The organism is Microbacterium sp. LMI12-1-1.1 (assembly GCF_040676455.1).
Taxonomy (GTDB): Bacteria; Actinomycetota; Actinomycetes; order Actinomycetales; family Microbacteriaceae; genus Microbacterium.
In genome coordinates this window covers 707368-721330 of sequence record NZ_JBEGIA010000015.1, presented here as the reverse complement: position 1 = coordinate 721330, position 13963 = coordinate 707368, and the positions used below count along the sequence as shown (strand labels likewise).

At 70.4% G+C, this 13963-nt stretch carries 14 protein-coding genes; 7 read left to right on the top strand and 7 right to left on the bottom strand.

From position 1 onward, the window contains the following. Positions 1-8: 8 nt before the first annotated feature. From MRBLMI12_RS17445 to MRBLMI12_RS17425, 5 genes are all read right to left on the bottom strand, one after another. Positions 9-428 carry a rhodanese-like domain-containing protein gene (locus MRBLMI12_RS17445; RefSeq protein WP_363357527.1) on the bottom strand — a complete coding sequence of 140 codons (420 nt, stop codon included), beginning with the start codon at positions 426-428 and terminating at the stop codon, positions 9-11. A gap of 195 nt (positions 429-623) precedes the next feature. Then, complete coding sequence (locus MRBLMI12_RS17440; protein WP_414686227.1) at positions 624-2480, bottom strand: cytochrome b; 1857 nt, start codon at positions 2478-2480, stop codon at positions 624-626. Then, complete coding sequence (locus MRBLMI12_RS17435) at positions 2477-3556, bottom strand: ubiquinol-cytochrome c reductase iron-sulfur subunit (protein ID WP_363357526.1); 1080 nt, start codon at positions 3554-3556, stop codon at positions 2477-2479. The genes MRBLMI12_RS17440 and MRBLMI12_RS17435 overlap by 4 nt, the downstream gene beginning before the upstream one ends. Before the next feature lie 37 nt (positions 3557-3593). Beyond that, a complete protein-coding gene (locus MRBLMI12_RS17430; protein WP_363357525.1) occupies positions 3594-4397 on the bottom strand; it encodes a cytochrome c in 804 nt (267 codons plus the stop codon). Positions 4398-4417: 20 nt separating this feature from the next. After that, a complete protein-coding gene (locus MRBLMI12_RS17425; protein WP_349427716.1) occupies positions 4418-5059 on the bottom strand; it encodes a cytochrome c oxidase subunit 3 in 642 nt (213 codons plus the stop codon). A 187-nt stretch (positions 5060-5246) separates the two neighbouring features. Between MRBLMI12_RS17425 and trpD the strand changes: the two genes are divergently transcribed. From trpD to MRBLMI12_RS17410, 3 genes are all read left to right on the top strand, one after another. Next, the gene (trpD, locus tag MRBLMI12_RS17420) at positions 5247-6308 is read left to right on the top strand and encodes an anthranilate phosphoribosyltransferase (RefSeq protein ID WP_363357524.1); all 1062 of its coding nucleotides are present in this window, start codon (positions 5247-5249) and stop codon (positions 6306-6308) included. A gap of 96 nt (positions 6309-6404) precedes the next feature. Continuing rightward, on the top strand, positions 6405-6893 hold the full coding sequence (locus MRBLMI12_RS17415) for an aromatic ring-opening dioxygenase LigA (RefSeq protein ID WP_363357523.1): 489 nt from the start codon (positions 6405-6407) through the stop codon (positions 6891-6893). A gap of 19 nt (positions 6894-6912) precedes the next feature. Beyond that, positions 6913-7914 carry a PHP domain-containing protein gene (locus MRBLMI12_RS17410; protein WP_363357522.1) on the top strand — a complete coding sequence of 334 codons (1002 nt, stop codon included), beginning with the start codon at positions 6913-6915 and terminating at the stop codon, positions 7912-7914. Between the two features lie 9 nt (positions 7915-7923). On the opposite strand, the gene MRBLMI12_RS17405 is transcribed toward MRBLMI12_RS17410, so the two are convergent. Beyond that, positions 7924-8847, bottom strand: coding sequence for a 5'-3' exonuclease (locus MRBLMI12_RS17405; RefSeq protein ID WP_363357521.1), 924 nt, complete (start codon positions 8845-8847; stop codon positions 7924-7926). A 175-nt stretch (positions 8848-9022) separates the two neighbouring features. Between MRBLMI12_RS17405 and MRBLMI12_RS17400 the strand changes: the two genes are divergently transcribed. From MRBLMI12_RS17400 to MRBLMI12_RS17385, 4 genes are read left to right on the top strand one after another with little or no spacing between them, the layout of a single operon-like run. Beyond that, positions 9023-9952 carry a hypothetical protein gene (locus MRBLMI12_RS17400; protein WP_363357520.1) on the top strand — a complete coding sequence of 310 codons (930 nt, stop codon included), beginning with the start codon at positions 9023-9025 and terminating at the stop codon, positions 9950-9952. Then, positions 9949-11205, top strand: a complete 1257-nt coding sequence (locus tag MRBLMI12_RS17395; protein ID WP_363357519.1) for an acylneuraminate cytidylyltransferase — start codon at positions 9949-9951, stop codon at positions 11203-11205. Before MRBLMI12_RS17400 ends, MRBLMI12_RS17395 begins: the two co-directional genes overlap by 4 nt. Next, positions 11202-12074, top strand: a complete 873-nt coding sequence (locus tag MRBLMI12_RS17390) for an N-acetylneuraminate synthase family protein (RefSeq protein WP_349427709.1) — start codon at positions 11202-11204, stop codon at positions 12072-12074. The genes MRBLMI12_RS17395 and MRBLMI12_RS17390 overlap by 4 nt, the downstream gene beginning before the upstream one ends. Then, positions 12071-13426 carry a DUF6716 putative glycosyltransferase gene (locus tag MRBLMI12_RS17385; RefSeq protein WP_363357518.1) on the top strand — a complete coding sequence of 452 codons (1356 nt, stop codon included), beginning with the start codon at positions 12071-12073 and terminating at the stop codon, positions 13424-13426. The genes MRBLMI12_RS17390 and MRBLMI12_RS17385 overlap by 4 nt, the downstream gene beginning before the upstream one ends. On the opposite strand, the gene MRBLMI12_RS17380 is transcribed toward MRBLMI12_RS17385, so the two are convergent. Then, positions 13345-13821 (bottom strand): hypothetical protein, encoded by a 477-nt coding sequence (locus MRBLMI12_RS17380; protein WP_363357517.1) that lies wholly within the window; start codon positions 13819-13821, stop codon positions 13345-13347. The genes MRBLMI12_RS17385 and MRBLMI12_RS17380 overlap by 82 nt on opposite strands. Between the last annotated feature and the right edge of the window lie 142 nt (positions 13822-13963).

Sequence of the window (13963 nt, the reverse complement as noted above, 5' to 3'; positions counted from 1 at the left end):
GCGGCCGGTCAGCTCTCCACCTTCGCGCGGACGACCATCACCTGTGGGTCGAACACGCGGGGGAGTTCGCCTTCGTCGTTCTCGGTCGGCTGCCCTTCACGCACCCAGTACTCGTAGCCGCCGATCATCTCCTTGACGGCATAGCCGAGCTTCGCGAACTCGAGCGCACCCTTCGCGCCGGCGTTGCAGCCAGGGCTCCAGCAGTACACGACCACCGGTGTCGCGGCGTCGATCTCGCGCGGCGCGCGCTCGGCGATCTCTCGATAGGGCATGTGAACGGCCCCACGGATGCGCCCTTGCGCCCATGCCTCGTCACCGCGGACGTCCACGAGGATGAACCGCTCCCCGTCCTTCTGCGCGGCGTACACATCGGATGCGTCCGTCTCGAGGGCGAGCTTGGCGGAGAAGTAGGAGAGCGCGTCGGTCATGAACCCACGGTACGACAGCGCTGTGCTGCGCGATCGGGGATGCGCGGTCAGAGGGCGTGCGATTCCTGCCGTTCCGGGAGACGGCCCGCGACGGGGGAGCGAGCAGCATGCGTCGTGCCGGCGACGACAATGCCGGATGCCCCGGCACGATCCTGGTGATCGTGCCGGGGCATCCGGCGGCGCAGCGGAGACGACCTACTGGTCGGACTCCTTCTCGCGGTTCTTCGGCGACTTCGTTCCCTGCTCCGGCTCGGGCACGATGACGTTCGAGGGGCGCACCGGCACCTCGCTGTTCCTGCCGTCGTCGATCGGCTTGTGCGGGGCGTCCGGGACACCGGCGCGCTCGTGCGCACCCTGGATCTCGAGGTCCTCCTCCTCGGCGATGTGGCCGAGCTCGTGGTGCTGATGTGCCAGCGCCGCGTCGAGCTCGCTCTGCGAGACCGGCGTGAGGCGGTCCTCGAAGAACCAGCGCGAGATGGACGCGCGGAGGTTCTCATGCCACGGGATGCGTCCCTGATCGTTCGGGCGGACCACCAGCGGCTCGTAGGTGTCGAAGTCGGCGAGCTTGAAGCGCTCGTAGTCGTCGACGGGCTGGTGCACCTCGATGTACTCGCCACCGGGCAGGCGGACGATGCGTCCCGACTCGTAGCCGTGCAGGGCGATCTCGCGATCCTTCTTCTGCAGCGCGACGCAGATGCGCTTCGTCACGAAGTACGCGATCACCGGTCCGATGATCAGCAGCGCCTGCAGCGTGTGGATGACTCCCTCCATCGTCAGCCAGAAGTGCGTGGCGATGATGTCGGAGGCCGCCGCGGCCCAGAGCACTGCGTAGAACGTGACACCGGCGGCACCGATGGCGGTGCGCGTCGCGGCGTTGCGGGGACGCTGTGCGATGTGGTGCTCGCGCTTGTCGCCGGTGACCCACGACTCGATGAAGGGGTAGATCAGCACGAGGACGATGAACAGACCGAGGACGGCCAGCGGCACGAGGATGTTGAACGACCACGTGCGGTCGAGGAAGACGAACTCCCAGCCCGGCGGCACCAGTCGCAGCGCGCCGTCCGCGAAGCCGATGTACCAGTCGGGCTGGGTTCCGGCGGAGACGGGGGACGGGTCGTAGGGGCCGTAGTTCCAGATCGGGTTGATCGTGAACAGCGAGGCGATGAGCACGATCACGCCGAACGTGATGAACAGGAACCCGCCCATCTTGGACATGTACACCGGCATCATCGGGTAGCCCACGACGACGCTGTTGGTGCGCCCGGCGCCCGCGAACTGCGTGTGCTTGTTGATCACCATCAGCATGAGGTGGACGACGAGCAGGCCGACCAGGATCGCAGGCAGCAGCAGGATGTGCAGGGTGTACAGGCGCCCGACGATCGCGTCGCCCGGGAACTGCCCGCCGAACAGCAGGAACGAGGTCCACGTGCCGATGATCGGGATGCCCTTGACCATGCCGTCGATGATGCGCAGGCCGTTGCCCGACAGCACGTCGTCGGGGAGCGAGTAGCCCGTGAAGCCCTCGCCCAACGCCAGGATGAAGAGGATGAAGCCGATCACCCAGTTGAGCTCGCGCGGCTTGCGGAACGCACCGGTGAAGAAGACGCGCAGCATGTGCACGCCGATCCCGGCGATGAACACGAGGGCGGCCCAGTGGTGCATCTGGCGAACCAGGAGACCGCCGCGGAGGTCGAACGAGATCTCGAGGGTCGATGCCATGGCGGCCGACATCTCGATGCCGCGCATCGGGATGTACGCGCCGTTGTAGTGCGTCTCGACCATCGACGCCTGGAAGAAGAACGTCAGGAACGTGCCGGAGAGCAGCACGACGACGAACGCCCACAGAGCGATCTCGCCGAGCATGAACGACCAGTGGTCGGGGAAGATCTTGCGGCCGAGCTCCTTGACGAAGCCCGAGAGGCTCGTGCGCTCGTCGATGTAGTTCGCGGTGGCGCCGATGAAGCGGCCGCCGAGGGGCTTGTCGCGCCCGTTCGGCGACACGGGCGCCGCGGGAGGAGCCTCAGGCTGCTCGGTGACGGTTGAGGTGCTCAATGACGCTCCCAGAAGCTCGGGCCGACGGGCTCGTTGAAGTCGCTCCTCGCGATGAGGTAGCCCTCGTCGTCGACGGTGATGGGCAGCTGCGGCAGAGGACGCGCGGCCGGTCCGAAGAGGACCTTCGCGTGGTCGGTGACGTCGAACTGCGACTGGTGGCAGGGGCACAGGAGGTGGTGCGTCTGCTGCTCGTACAGGGCCACCGGGCAGCCGACGTGCGTGCACACCTTGGAGTACGCGACGATGCCGTTGTACGACCACTCCTTGCGCTCCTCGGACTCGACCAGCTGCTCGGGGAGCAGACGGACCAGGAGGACGATCGCCTTGGCCTTCTCGTCGAGGTAGCCCTCGCTGTGCGACACCTCGGCCAGAGCCTCGGGGATCACGTGCACGGCGGAGCCGAGGGTGAGGTCCGCAGCGCGGATGGGCTCGCCCGAAGGGTCGTGCGCCAGGCGCATGCCCTCCTTCCACATGGTGTGCTCGAGGAGGTACACCGGGTCGCCCGCGTGCGGCTTCTCGGGCGAGTTGAACGGTGCGAGTCCGCGGAACAGCACCACGCCCGGGACGACCGAGGCGACGAGTGCGGCGATCAGCGAGTTGCGGATCATCACGCGACGGCCGAAGCCGGACTCGGCATCCGCGTCGGCGAAGGCCTTGATCGCGGCCTCACGCGTGGTGTCGCGACCACGCGTGGCGTGACGGGGCTCGACGAACTCCCGGTCGGACATGACGGCCTTGGACCAGTGGATCGCGCCGACGCCGATCGCCAGCAGGGCGAAGGCGATGCCGAGACCGATGAAGAGGTTGTTGTTGCGGATGTCGACGATCCGCCCGCTCTCGATCGGGAACAGCATGTACGCCGCGATGGCCCAGATGCTGCCGGCGATCGACAGGTAGAAGAGCGTGTAGACGCCCCGGACCGCCCGCTTCATCGAAGCGGGATCCTTGTCTGTCATCCGCTCGCGATGCGGCGGGAGGCCAGGGTTGTGCACCGGGTCGGGGACCGCGACGGCGAGCCCGGGGGAGGGCTTCCAGGAAGCCCTCTCGTGCTCGAGCGGGTCGTCCTCGTGGGCCATGCTGCTCCTCGTCAGTGTTGCGTGTGTCGTACGTAGATCAGTTGGACTTCGCCGTGATCCACACGGTGATGGCGATCAGCGAACCGATCCCGAAGATCCAGATGAAGAGGCCCTCGGAGACGGGGCCGAGCGAGCCGAGCGTGAATCCGCCGGCCGACTCGTTGTCCTGCAGATAGAGCAGGTAGGTGATGACGTCGCGCTTCTCTTCGGTGGTCAGCGTCATGTCGTTGAACACCGGCATGTTCTGCGGTCCGGTGACCATCGCCGCGTACATGTTGAGCGGAGTCGTCGTGTGCAGGTTCGGTGCGTACTTGCCCTCGGTGAGCGCACCGCCGGCGCCGGCGACGTTATGGCACATCGCGCAGTTGATGCGGAAGAGCTCGCCGCCCTCCGACGCGTTGCCCTCGCCGTCCAGCACCTCGTCGTCCGGGTAGGTGGGACCGGGGGCGATGGACTGGATGTAGGCGCCCACCGCGGCGATCTGCTCGTCGGTGAACTGAGCCGGCTTCTGCGGAGCCTGGGGCCCCTGCATCTGCAGCGGCATACGACCGGTGCTCATCTGGAAGTGCACCGCGAGCTCGCCGACGCCGTACAGCGACGGACCATCTTCGGTGCCCTGCACGTCCAGGCCGTGGCAGGTGGCGCAGTTCGCCTGGAACAGCTTCTTGCCGTCCTCGGCGGTGAGCGCGGAGTTGGTCACCGTCTCAGGTGTCGTCGCCGCCATCGCGGCGGATGCCCCGGCGTAGACGCCGCCGGTGATGAGCAGGCCGATGCCGATCAGTGCGGCTGCGGCCCAGGGGCTGCGGCGGCCTTTCGAGCGGCGCGTGGACTCTCGTGCCATTTCGGGTTACAGCTCCGCTCTCACTTGAGGAAGTAGATGACGAGGAACAGGGCGATCCAGACGACGTCGACGAAGTGCCAGTAGTACGACACGACGATCGAGGACGTCATCTCTTTGCGCCCGAAGTTCTTGACGGCGTACGCGCGGCCGATCACGAGCAGGAAGGCGATGAGGCCGCCCGTGACGTGGAGGGCGTGGAAGCCGGTGGTGAGGTAGAACGCCGAGGCGTACGAGTTCGCGCTGATGGGCATGCCCTCGGCGACGAGCTGGGCGTACTCCCACACCTGGCCCGAGACGAAGATCGCGCCGAGCGCGAAGGTGAGCCAGAACCACTCGACCATGCCCCAGCCGAGCCAGCCGCGCTTCTTCAGCGAATACGGCTGGAAGCGCTCGGCGGCGAACACGCCCATCTGGCACGTCACGGAGGACAGCACCAGGATGATCGTGTTGACGGTCGCGTAGGGGATGTTCAGCAGCTGCGTCTCCTGCGCCCACAGTTCGGGCGAGGTGCTGCGCAGGGTGAAGTAGATCGCGAACAGGCCGGCGAAGAACATCACCTCGCTGCCGAGCCACACGATGGTTCCGACAGCGACCGGATCCGGCCGCTTGACGGACCGCATGGCCTGGGAGTAGGTCGCTGTGGAGGTCGTCACGCTCCCCATTATGGCCGATTCAGGGCCGTGATTTTCGCATCGGAGGGCATGTCTTCACCCGTGCTGGAACTTAGGGGAGCCTAAGAGGACCCTGCGACTCTGCCGTGAACACGTGGTGAAGACGCAGAATCGCACGAGGCGGGACGCCGTGTCACGAAAAGGTTCCGATTCGCGTGCCCGGCTAGGCTTCTCGGTTATGGCGGAGCTGTACACCTGGCCGGGAATCCTCACCACGCTGCTGGAGCGGCGCGACCTCAGCGTCTCGGAGTCGACGTGGGCGATGCGCCAGATCATGTCGGGCAGCGCCACGCCTTCCCAGCTGGGCGGATTCCTGGTCGCGCTGCGCGCCAAGGGCGAGACCGTCGACGAGATCGTCGGCTTCCGCGACGCGATCCTCGAGGCGGCGCTGCCGCTGCCCGTCGACGCCGCGGTGCTCGACATCGTCGGCACCGGAGGCGACCGCTTCGGCACCGTCAACGTCTCCACGATGGCGGCGCTCGTGGCCGCGGCATCCGGAATCCCCGTCGTCAAGCACGGCAACCGGGCGGCCAGCTCGTCGTCGGGCTCGTCGGACGTGCTCGGCGCGCTCGGCATCGACCTCACGCTCTCACCGGACGCCGTCGCCGAGACGCTCTCGCGGGCCGGCATCACATTCGCGTTCGCGGCCGCATTCCACCCGGGTTTCAAGCACGCCGGCGCGACGCGCAGCGAGCTCGGCGTGCCGACCGTGTTCAACTTCCTCGGGCCGCTGTGCAACCCTGCGCGGGCCGAGGCGAACGCCGTCGGCGTCGCGCACCTCGACCGGGTGCCGCTCATCACCGGCGTGTTCCAGACCCGCGGCGCGACGGCGCTCGTCTTCCGCGGCGACGACGGCCTGGACGAGCTCACCACGACCGGGCACAGCCGGCTGTGGGAGGTCAGCCGCGGCGACATCCACGAGCACGACCTCGACCCGCGCGACCTCGGGATCCCGCTGGCGGACATCGACGACCTTCTCGGCGGCGATCCCGCGCACAACGCCGCAGTCGTGCACCGCGTGCTCGGCGGCGAGCAAGGGCCGGTGCGCGACATCGTCCTGCTCAACGCGGCGGCCGGCATCGTCGCGTATCGGCTGTTCCGTGACGCCGCTCAGGTGCAGCGACCGATCCTCGAGCGGCTCGCAGAGGCTCGCGACGACGCCGCGGCCGCGGTCGACTCGGGCGCGGCCACGGCGACGCTCGAGCGCTGGGTCGAGGCCACGAAGGCGCTCGCGCGCTGACGCCGACACGCCGCTTCTGCACGGCGCGCGGTCTTCCTTCGCGCCGGGGGGCGCCGATAGCGTGTGCCACAACGCACCCGTGATCGAGGAGGACGCATGAGTCAGGAAGAGCCCCGCACCGCCGACGTGATCGAGCCTCCCGAGAAGAAGGTCGGGCTGGTGAAGGCGATCGGGATCCTCGGCATCGTGGGCGGCGTCCTGCTGATCGTGGTGGGTGTGATCGCATGGATCGGCGTCACCAACCAGCTGATGGCGGAGAACATCACGATTCCCGACGACGCTGCGGCGTTCCAGGGCCAGCAGGTGACCGGGCCCTTCACCGCGTACGTCCAGGCCGACATCATCAACCACCACGCGCTGGAGGCGTCGGACGGCAAGACGTACGCCGAGCTCGACCAGGACGATCCGGTGCGCGCGACGGTGATGCAGGCGTCGTTCCTGCGCGCCTCGCTGTTCACCTCGGTCGTCGCGTACGGCGTCGCGCTGTTCGCCGCCGGCATGGGCGTGCTGGCGATCCTGTTCGGCTGGGCGATCCACCGGCTGGCGAGCGTGCCGGTGGTGATCAAGCGGGCGAACGTCGTCTGACCAGGCCGCCGTACACGACGTGAACCCCCACGACGCGCTCACCGAGATCGCGACGCTGCTCGAACGGGAGCGGTCGTCGCGGTACAAGTCGAAGGCGTTCCGGGCGGCGGCCGACGCCATCGAGGGTGTGACCGACGCGGAGCTGCGGGACTCCGCAGCCCTGCGCCGGCGCAAGGGCATCGGCGAATCCACCTTCGCGGTGATCCAGCAGGCGCTGGGCGGCGAGGTGCCCGGCTACCTCGTCGATCTGCGCGAGCGGGCCGGCGTGCAGCGCGCCTCGACGCTGCGACCGCTGCTGCGCGGCGATCTGCACGCGCACAGCGACTGGTCGGACGGTCTCACCTCCATCGACCTGATGGTCGAGGCCGCGCGGGCGCTCGGCCATGAGTACCTCGCGCTCACCGACCACTCGCCGCGGCTGCGGGTGGCGAACGGTCTCTCCTCGGAGCGCCTGCGCGCGCAGCTCGAGGTGGTCGCGGGGATGAGCGGCGACGGCTTCACGCTCCTGTCGGGCATCGAGGTCGACATCCTCGAGGACGGCTCGCTGGACCAGGAGAGCGAGATGCTCGAGCGGCTCGACATCGTCGTGGCCTCGGCCCATTCGAAGCTGCGGATGGAGCGCGGGCCGATGACGAGGCGGCTGGTCACCGCGGTGTCGGATCCGCACACCGACGTGCTCGGCCACGTCACGGGCCGGCTCGTCGAGGGCGCCCGGGGGACGAGACCGCCCTCGACGTTCGATGCGCGTGCGGTGTTCGAGGCGTGCGAGGCGCACGGCGTCGCGGTCGAGATCAACTCCCGGCCCGAGCGCCAGGACCCGCCCGATGAGCTGATGACCCTGGCGCTGGAGATCGGATGCCTCTTCTCGATCGACTCGGACGCGCACGCGCCCGGGCAGCTCTCGCTGCTCGACTACGGCGCCGAGCGCGCCGAGCGGCTGGGCGTGCCGCCGGAGCGCATCGTCACGACGTGGCCGCTGTCGCGGCTCCGCGAGTGGACGGGACGCGATCGCGGCGCCTGACCCGCCTGATCAGACGGCGTCGAGCGCGTCGACGATGCGCTTCATCGCGGTGCCGAGCGCCCAGCGTTCGGCGAGGGCCGCGGCATCCGTCTTCGCCCGCTCGTCGAGCGGACGCAGCCGAGAATCGGGCACATCGAGCGGCAGGTCGCGGACGACGGCCACGACCTGCGGGGCGACGGCGAGGTACGGCAGGCCCGCGAGCACCTTCGATCGCACGCCGGCGGACATCCCCTCGCCGAGCTCGGCGGCGGCGACGATCCCCTCGAGATCGCCGAAGGTCGCCAGCAGCCCGGCCGCGGTCTTCTCGCCGATGCCGGCGACACCGGGCAGGCCGTCCGAGGAGTCGCCGCGGAGGGTGGCGAAGTCGGCGTACTGCGACGGCAGCACGCCGTACTTGGCGACGACCGCGGCGTCGGTGAGCACCTCGAGGTTGCTCATGCCGCGGGCGGTGTACACGACGCGGACGTCGCGCGCGTCGTCGACGAGCTGGAAGAGATCACGGTCGCCGGTCACGATGTCGACGGGCATGGTGGCGGTCGTCGCGAGCGTGCCGATGACGTCGTCGGCCTCGTGGGCCGCCGCTCCGACGATGCGGATGCCGAGGGCGTCGAGCGCCTCGCGGATCACGGGCACCTGCACCTCGAGGGGATCGGGCACCTCTTCGACGTCGGGGCCGCCGGCGACGACCTCGGCGACGCGATGCGTCTTGTACGTCGGGATCAGGTCCACGCGCCACTGCGGCCGCCAGTCGTCGTCCCAGCACGCCACGAGGTGCGTCGGACGGTAGGTCGTCACCAGCCGCGTGATGATGTCGAGGAATCCGCGCACCGCGTTGACGGGCCGGCCGTCCGGGGCGCGCACCGTGTCGGGCACCCCGTAGAACGCGCGGAAGTAGAGGGATGCGGAATCGAGCAGCATCAGGCGGTCGGTCACGCGTTCATCCTGGCATGCGGCTCCGACGCCCGCACGAGCGCGCGGCGACACCTGTCGTTCATCTGCCGGACCGGCGAGCGTCGCCCGTCGGCACCCGTCGCGTTCACGTCTCGCACCCACCGTGGGGAGACAGCCGTGAGCCCCTTGCGAGGGCACGGCCGCGAGAGGAGACGCCATGGGTCGCGAGGATGTGCTGGCCTGGGTCGAGTCGCCCCTGCAGCTGATCGGCGCCGCCGAGTGGGCCGCGTCGCACCGCACGACCGTGCCCGTCGCCGGACGGCTGACCCCGCAGATCTCCGCCACCGCGGACGAGCTGCTCGCGCGCGGCGCACGTTTCGGCGAGCTGGCGCCGTACCTCGGCATCCCGTGGAGCCTGCTCTCCCGTCACCGCCACTGGCTCGTCGGCGACGGCTTCTCGGGGCAGTTCCGGCTCGCCGCCGCCGTGCTCCGCCCGCACCGCATCACGTTCCTCGACGACGGCGCGTACGCCATCGCCTACGCCGACGCCCTGCTGGGCCGCCGTCCCTACGCGCGTCCGAACGTCGCAGAGCGGGGGCTCACCACCGCCGTCGCCCCGTTCGCCGCCGAGCTCGTGCATCGCCGGGCGGTATCGCGACGCGCCGGCATGTTCACGGCGTTCGACCTCGGCGAGGATCGCCTCGACGCCCTCGCCGACCGCGGATTCGGCATCCGGCGCCATGACTTCTCGTGGACGCGGGCCGCCGCGCCCGCCGCACCGGCGCTCGGCCGCCGCATCGTGCTCGGCAGTGCGCTCCCGGTCGACGGACGCATGATGCTGATCGACTACGTGCGGTGGGTGCGGGATGCCGCGGCCGGCGGCGCCGTGTACCTCCCGCACCGCAGGGAGTCGCCCGAGCAGCTCGACGCCGTCGCGACGGTGCCCGAGCTGCGTATCCATCAGACCGGACTGCCGGTGGAGCTCGTGCTGGCCGGAGCCCGGCAGCCGCTCGACGTGCACACGCTGCCGTCGAGCACGACCACGACGCTTCCCCTCGTGCTCGCGGGAACCGGGTCGACGGTGTTCACCGATGTGATCGGACGCAGCGGACGCGCGCGCCGCTCAGCGCGGACGGCAGCCGCATGAGCGAGACGGTGGCGATCATCCCCGCGCGCGGCGGCTCGAAGGGCATCCCGCGAAAGAACCTGGAGCGCGTCGGCGGCGTGCCGCTCGTGGCGCGCGCGGTCGAGGCGGCGCGGAGGTGCCCGGCGATCGACCGGGTCGTCGTGACGACCGACGACGCCGACATCGCCGCGGTCGCCGCGGAATGGGGCGCCGAGATCGTCGAGCGGCCCGTCGACCTGTCGGGCGACGAGGCGCGGAGCGAGACGGCCCTGCTCCACGCCCTCGACACCCTCGAGGAGCGCAAGGTCGACGTGGGCGTGGTCGCGTTCCTGCAGGCCACGTCGCCGTTCATCGACGTCGAGGCGCTCACCGCGGCGGTGCAGCTCGTGCGATCGCGGCGTCGCGACAGCGTGTTCTCGGCGGTCGAGACCTACGGCTTCCTGTGGGAGAAGGGCATCGGCGACGCGGCCGAGCCGGTCAACCACGAGATCGACGTGCGCCCGCGCCGGCAGGATCGGGAACCCCACTACCTCGAGACCGGCGGGTTCTACGTGGTGCGCGCCGCCGGATTCCGGGTGGCGCAGCACCGGTTCTTCGGCAGCGTCGGCATCGCCGAGGTCGATCCGCGCACAGCGATCGAGATCGACACCGTCCACGAGCTGGAGCTCGCGCGGCGGCTCGCAGCCGTCGTCGACCGGAACGCCCGGGGCGATCGGGCGATCTCGGTCGACGCCGTCGTGACGGACTTCGACGGGGTCCATACCGACGACACCGTGCGCGTCGACCAGAACGGCCTCGAATCGGTGACCGTGAGCCGATCGGACGGCATGGGCGTCTCGCTGCTGCGTGCCGCCGGCATCCCCGTCCTGATCCTGTCCACCGAGGCGAATCCCGTCGTCGCGGCCCGCGCGCGCAAGCTCGGCGTCGAGGTGCGCCAGGCCGCGGCCGACAAGGCGGCCGTGCTGCGGGAGTGGGCCGACGACCAGCACATCGCGCTGTCGCGGATCGCATACCTCGGCAACGACGTCAACGACCTCGCCTGCCTCGAGCTCGTCGGATGGCCGGTGGCGGTGCCCGACGCCCACCCTCTTGTCCTCTCCGCCGCGCGCGCAGTCCTCGACCGCCGAGGCGGCGACGGCGCCGTGCGCGATCTCGCCGAGCGCGTGCTCGCGGGCGCGTCGTCGACCGCCGGGGCCGCCCTTCGTGCGGCCGCAGGCCCGGCCGGGCGAGGCGAAGCATCCGATCACCCCACTGCACCACTGGAGGCCTCATGACCGTCACCATCGGATCCCGCGTCGTCGGAGGCGGGCGTCCCGCCTACGTCATCGCCGAGATCGGTCTCAACCACAACGGCGACGTCGAACTCGCCAAGCGGCTCATCGATGTCGCCGCCGATGCCGGCGCGGACGCCGTGAAGTTCCAGAAGCGCACGCCGGAGATCGCCACCCCCGAGCACATGCGCGACATCCCGCGCGACACGCCATGGGGTCGGATGACGTACCTCGAGTACCGTCGCCGCGTCGAGTTCGACCGCGAGCAGTACATCGAGATCTCGGACCATGCGCTGCTGCGCGGCCTCGAGTGGTTCGCGTCGCCGTGGGACGTGCCGAGCGTCGCCTTCCTCGAAGACCTTGGCGTCGTCGCGCACAAGGTGGCCTCGGCGTCGCTCACCGACGTGGAGCTGCTCCAGGCGCTGCGCGACACCGGCAAGCCCGTCATCCTGTCGACCGGCATGTCGACGAGCGAGCAGATCGACGCGGCGATAGAGGTGCTCGGCACCGACCGCCTCGTCCTCATGCACGCGACCTCGACCTATCCGATGGAGCCCGAAGAGGCGAACATCCGCATGATCCCAGCCCTGCGCGATCGCTACCCGGGTGTACCCGTCGGCTATTCGGGACACGAGCGCGGGCTTCAGATCTCGCTCGCCGCGGTCGCGCTGGGCGCGGTCGCGGTCGAGCGGCACATCACCCTCGACCGCACGATGTGGGGCTCCGACCATGCGGCGTCGCTCGAGCCGGCGGGCCTGCAGCACCTGGTGCGCGACATCCGCGTCATCGAGGCAGCGCTCGGCGACGGCGTCAAGCGCGTGTACCCCGGTGAGCTCGCGCCCATGGCGAAGCTGCGCCGCGTCCCCGCGTGAGTCCGCACGCGCCGGGCGACGGCAGGCCACGCGTCGTCGCGATCGCCGACACCGACTCCTACGTGAAGTGGGCGGCGGCGCTCCTCGGCGGCGTCGCGAAGCGATGGGATGCCGCGCTGCTGGTGCTCGAGACGCCCCTGGTCGTCAGCGACGGGCAGCTCGCCTCGGCCCTCAGCGGCAGCCGTCTTCCGCGCGAGCGTGTGGAGCGCGTCTCGTACGGCCGGCTGGGCGCTCGTCTCGCCGAGCTGGGGGCAGACGTGGTCGTACTGGGAGGGCGCGGTCCGCTGGTGCGCGTGCTGGCCCGTGAGATCGCAGCGCTGCCGCAGCGACCGGTCGTCGTGACGGGTCTGCCGGGGATCTCGATCCCGGCCACGCGCCGGGCCGTCGTCTACCGGCTGCAGTGCGACCTCTTCGTGGTGCACTCACGGCGCGAGGTGCGGGAGTTCGGCGCGCTGTCGGCGCGCACCGGGTACGCGCACCGCTACGCCCTCGCCACGCTGCCGTTCGCCCGCGGCGCGCGCGTGTCGGGGTCGGCCACCGGTGCGAGCAGGGGAGCAGGCGGCGACCTCGTCTTCGCCGCGCAGGCCAAGGTGCCCGCCGAACGCGCTGAGCGTCTGGGGATCGCCCGGATGCTCGTGCGTGCGGCCGAGGCCGACCCGTCGCGGCGGGTGGTGCTGAAGCTGCGCGCCGCGACCGGTGAGCATCAGACGCACGCCGAGCAGGACGGCTACCCCGAGCTTCTCGCCGCCCTCGGTCCGCTGCCGCCGAACCTCGTCACCTCGACGGCCCCGATGCGGAAGGCCCTCGCGACCGCGGAGGGCCTCGTCACCGTGAGCTCGACCGCCGCGATCGAGGCGATCGCGCGCGGCATCCCCGTCATCGCCCTCGACACGTACGGCGTCTCGCCGCAGCTGATCAACGAGACGCTCGCCGACGCCGACCTGCTCGCGAGCGAGGAGGACGTCGTCGCGCGCCGGTTCCGGCATCCGGATCCGGAATGGCTCGACGAGAACTACTTCCATCCACCGGACGCCGACGACTGGACCGACCACGTGGAGGCTCTGCTGGCGCAGCGGTCGGCCGGCCGCCTGCCCCCGCGCGCCGGATTCGTGCGGCGCGGCGGCGCGCTGCGCGACGCCTGGGAGCGCAGGATCGCGCTGGGGCGCGGCGACACGTCGGCTGCCGGCACCCTCGCGTACGCCGTCGGCCTGCCGCTTCGTTCCGCCGTGCGCCTCGCACACGGCGCACGCCGGCTCGTCGTGGGCGGGGCTCAGCAGCCGGGACCGGTGGGGTCCTCTGCGCACGTGCGGTCGACGAGCGCCGTCCGCACCTCGACGACGCGCACGCCGTAGCCGCCGGCCTCGGCGCGGACCACGCCCGGCACCTGTCGCCAGCCGGTTCCGAAATCGACGGATGCCGCATACTCGACGGTCACCGACACCGCGTACGTTCCGCGGGCACGGTAGGCGTGACTGGTCGCGGTGGGCGTGAACTGCCCCTGCCCGAGGCTGGCCCAGGCCGAGCCGCCCGTGGCGGCGCGGGTGGTGGTGCCGTCGCCGTTGTCGAACACGTACGCGGTGGGCACGAACCGCACCGTCACGTCCCAGCCGAGCACGGTGCCCGGGATGCGCTCCTCGGATGCCGAGGCCAGCAGGTTCGTCGGCATGCCGACGACGCCGAACCCCGCGGGCTCGCCGCCGAGGGCCGGAGCGGCCGGCCGGAACGACGCGAGGTCGGCGAGCGTCACCTCAGGGAGGCCGACGACGGTGTAGTCGATGCAGCGGTTGAGTGGGCCGCAGTCCTCGGGAGGGGGAGGGGTGGAGGGCGGCTCCTGTTCGCGCTCGCGAACGGGGACGTTTGGAGCTGCCCCTGCGTTCTTCTCGCTCTCA

Excerpts from the sequence above, each read along its gene's own strand:
- MRBLMI12_RS17445 (WP_363357527.1), bottom strand. The coding sequence starts at position 428 with ATGACCGACGCGCTCTCCTACTTCTCCGCCAAGCTCGCCCTCGAGACG.
- MRBLMI12_RS17435 (WP_363357526.1), bottom strand. The coding sequence starts at position 3,556 with ATGGCCCACGAGGACGACCCGCTCGAGCACGAGAGGGCTTCCTGGAAG.
- MRBLMI12_RS17430 (WP_363357525.1), bottom strand. The coding sequence starts at position 4,397 with ATGGCACGAGAGTCCACGCGCCGCTCGAAAGGCCGCCGCAGCCCCTGG.
- MRBLMI12_RS17425 (WP_349427716.1), bottom strand. The coding sequence starts at position 5,059 with ATGGGGAGCGTGACGACCTCCACAGCGACCTACTCCCAGGCCATGCGG.
- trpD (WP_363357524.1), top strand. The coding sequence starts at position 5,247 with ATGGCGGAGCTGTACACCTGGCCGGGAATCCTCACCACGCTGCTGGAG.
- MRBLMI12_RS17415 (WP_363357523.1), top strand. The coding sequence starts at position 6,405 with ATGAGTCAGGAAGAGCCCCGCACCGCCGACGTGATCGAGCCTCCCGAG.
- MRBLMI12_RS17400 (WP_363357520.1), top strand. The coding sequence starts at position 9,023 with ATGGGTCGCGAGGATGTGCTGGCCTGGGTCGAGTCGCCCCTGCAGCTG.
- MRBLMI12_RS17395 (WP_363357519.1), top strand. The coding sequence starts at position 9,949 with ATGAGCGAGACGGTGGCGATCATCCCCGCGCGCGGCGGCTCGAAGGGC.
- MRBLMI12_RS17390 (WP_349427709.1), top strand. The coding sequence starts at position 11,202 with ATGACCGTCACCATCGGATCCCGCGTCGTCGGAGGCGGGCGTCCCGCC.